At 57.9% G+C, this 2669-nt stretch carries 2 protein-coding genes; both read right to left on the bottom strand.

Features of this window, described 5'->3' with window-relative positions:
* Positions 1-419 precede the first annotated feature (419 nt).
* Positions 420-929 carry a hypothetical protein gene (locus C0V72_RS15900; RefSeq protein ID WP_101795102.1) on the bottom strand — a complete coding sequence of 170 codons (510 nt, stop codon included), beginning with the start codon at positions 927-929 and terminating at the stop codon, positions 420-422.
* Between the two features lie 254 nt (positions 930-1183).
* Positions 1184-2611, bottom strand: a complete 1428-nt coding sequence (locus C0V72_RS15895) for an aldehyde dehydrogenase family protein (RefSeq protein ID WP_267893450.1) — start codon at positions 2609-2611, stop codon at positions 1184-1186.
* Between the last annotated feature and the right edge of the window lie 58 nt (positions 2612-2669).

Raw genomic sequence — 2669 nt, 5'->3', positions numbered from 1 at the left:
AAAATGGGCCTCCGAAAACAAGGCCTACATCAAGTGGGAATGCCAGAATGACTGACTATCCCAAATCCGAATTTCCAGACCTCAGGTTGCACAATCATGGCCTGCCGTGGTGGCAAAAGATCAGCGTAGCCAATATGCGCAGTCATAGACAAAACTTGACGCAGCGGTGCACACTTTTCTCGATCATTGTGCGCAAGCTTGTCGCTGACCCGCCCAACCCCCGCGCCGGACGGCACTAATGCAATGTTTGTAGACGGCCTCGCAGGCCCAAATTGAAGGGATTGAAGTGATAAGGGACCGGCTTATGAGCGGCGGCCAAGGTGAAGTTTTCGAATAATCGGGCATAGAGGCGGGCGATAAAAATGCAGATGTTTGATTGGTACACTGTCCCCGTAAATACCGCTTGCGTCTGCTCAACTTTAATCGGCAGTTGAGCCCGATTGCTGGGATGCAAAGGCGGACCAGTTGAGCTTGAGCTTGTCTCCTCTTGCCTTGGGCAGGGACTTGCGATCCACCAGCCTGCTTTGCACTTCAAAGTCGGCGTCGATCTTCACGATCAGCACCTTGCTAAAGTTGCCCTTAAGGTCGAGCACGATGGCGTCATTCTTCTTGAATGGGGTTATTGTTTTAACTTCGACGAAGTGGTTACCAATCTTACCATCCGACCCTTGCGCATAATTGCGGTGGAGTTTGATTCCGTGGGCGATCGTGCCATATAGTTCGCCCAGATCGCCGTAAACCTGAAGGTGGCGGCCAGTAAGATGGTGGTAGTCCTGGGCCACCGCGAGCAGGTTTTGGAAGATCGGCACCAGATCGACATCAAGGTGCGGGAAGCGGTGTTCGAACTCCAAGCGTTCGAGATGCGAGTTAATCTCGGTCCATGTGATCCACTCGCCTTCGTCGTAGATGGCATTCTCGTCGTTCCACATGTCCGCAAGTCCCCGCACAATAAAGCTTCGAAATTGGAAAACGAACCTATTCTTGTTTAAGAGCGGTTCGTTCTGTTGGCGACGCGAAAAGTTGCCGCCAGAGTAAACGAAACGCCGGAGCTAAAAATATTTACCGGCTGGGGTTTGACCGTCGCGAGCAAGACCGGCGACGGCTATTCGACTCTCGAAATGCCATAATCCTCGGTTTGAACGAGGCCGTCCCGGTTGCTGCTCTTGCGACGGCATCATATTATTCAAGCAGGAATACCGGTGATCGACTTGACCTCCATAAAGTCCTTTAGGCCGAACAAGCCGGCTTCGCGGCCGTTGCCCGATTGCTTGTAGCCGCCGAACGGCGCGCCGGGTTGGGGCGCCCAGTCATTGACCGCGACCATGCCAGCGCGCAGCTTGCCGGCAACGGAGAGCGCAGCGGCGGGATCACCGGAAATCACGGCGGAAAGGCCGTATTCGGTGTCGTTGGCCATCTCGATCGCTTGATCGAGCGTATCGTACCGGAACACCGTGGCCACTGGACCGAAGGTCTCCTCTTTCGCAATCCGCATGTCGGGCGTGACGCCCGAAAACACCGTGGGTCTGATATAATAGCCGCGATTGACGTTCGACGGCAGGCCGGTGCCGCCGGTTTCGAGCGTGGCACCCTCGTCGATGGCAGACTGGATCAGATCCTGGATCTTGGCATATTGCGCCTTGTTGACCACGGGGCCAATATGGGTGCCCTCCTCGAGCGGGTCGCCAACCTCGGTGCTGGCGAACAGGTTTTTGATCAGGCCAACCGCTTCGGCTTCCTGATCCTTGTGGACCAGGATCCGTGTCGGCGCGATGCAGCTTTGTCCGCTATTGACCAGAACCCCGCTTGCCGTTGCAGGCAGGAAAGCGGCAAGATCCGATCCCGGTAGCACCAGATTGGGCGATTTGCCGCCCAGTTCCTGATGGACGCGCTTGACCGTATCAGCCGCGCTCTTGGCAACGAGAATGCCCGCGCGGGTCGATCCGGTAAAGCTCACCATCTCGATATCCTTGTGCGCCGCAATCGCGGTGCCAACGCCCGCGCCATCGCCCTGAACCAGGTTGAAAACACCGGGCGGAACGCCCGCTGCGTCCATGATCTCAGCAAGGATGGCAGCATTGCCGGGGCATTCCTCGGAAGGCTTGAGCACCATCGTGTTGCCGCCGGCCAGCGCGGGCGCGACCTTCAGCGCGATCTGGTTGAGCGGCCAGTTCCACGGGGTGATCATGCCGACGACGCCGATTGGTTCGTAGGCGACCAGATTGGGGCCATGCCGTTCGGTGAACGCGAAATCCTTGAGCGCTTCCATCGTGCCCAGAAACCCGCCGATGCCTGCGCCAACCTGGCGTGTGGAGGCCAGGCTGATTGGCGCGCCCATTTCGCTTGACAGCGAACGCGCCAGATCGGGAATGCGCTTTTTGAACTCTTCGACGATGCGCTCCATCAGCGCAAGTCGCTCTTCACGCGTTGAGAGCGACCAGGTCTTGAACGCTTCGCGCGCTGCCGCGACGGCGGCGTCAACGTCAGCAGCGGTGCCCAGCGTAATCTCCGTGCACGGCTCCTCTGTCGAAGGGCTGATCACAAGGTGACGTTTGCCGCCGATGCTGTCGACCCATGTGTGGACGGCTCTCCGTTGGCAAGGGTATTTCTTCACTGCGCTGGCTGGTCGTGGCGCCCATGTGTCCGGCCTATTTGCGCGGCTTTGCATAGCC

The organism is Porphyrobacter sp. TH134 (assembly GCF_002855495.1).
GTDB lineage: Bacteria > Pseudomonadota > Alphaproteobacteria > Sphingomonadales > Sphingomonadaceae > Erythrobacter.
This window is presented reverse-complemented; position numbering and strand designations above follow the sequence as displayed.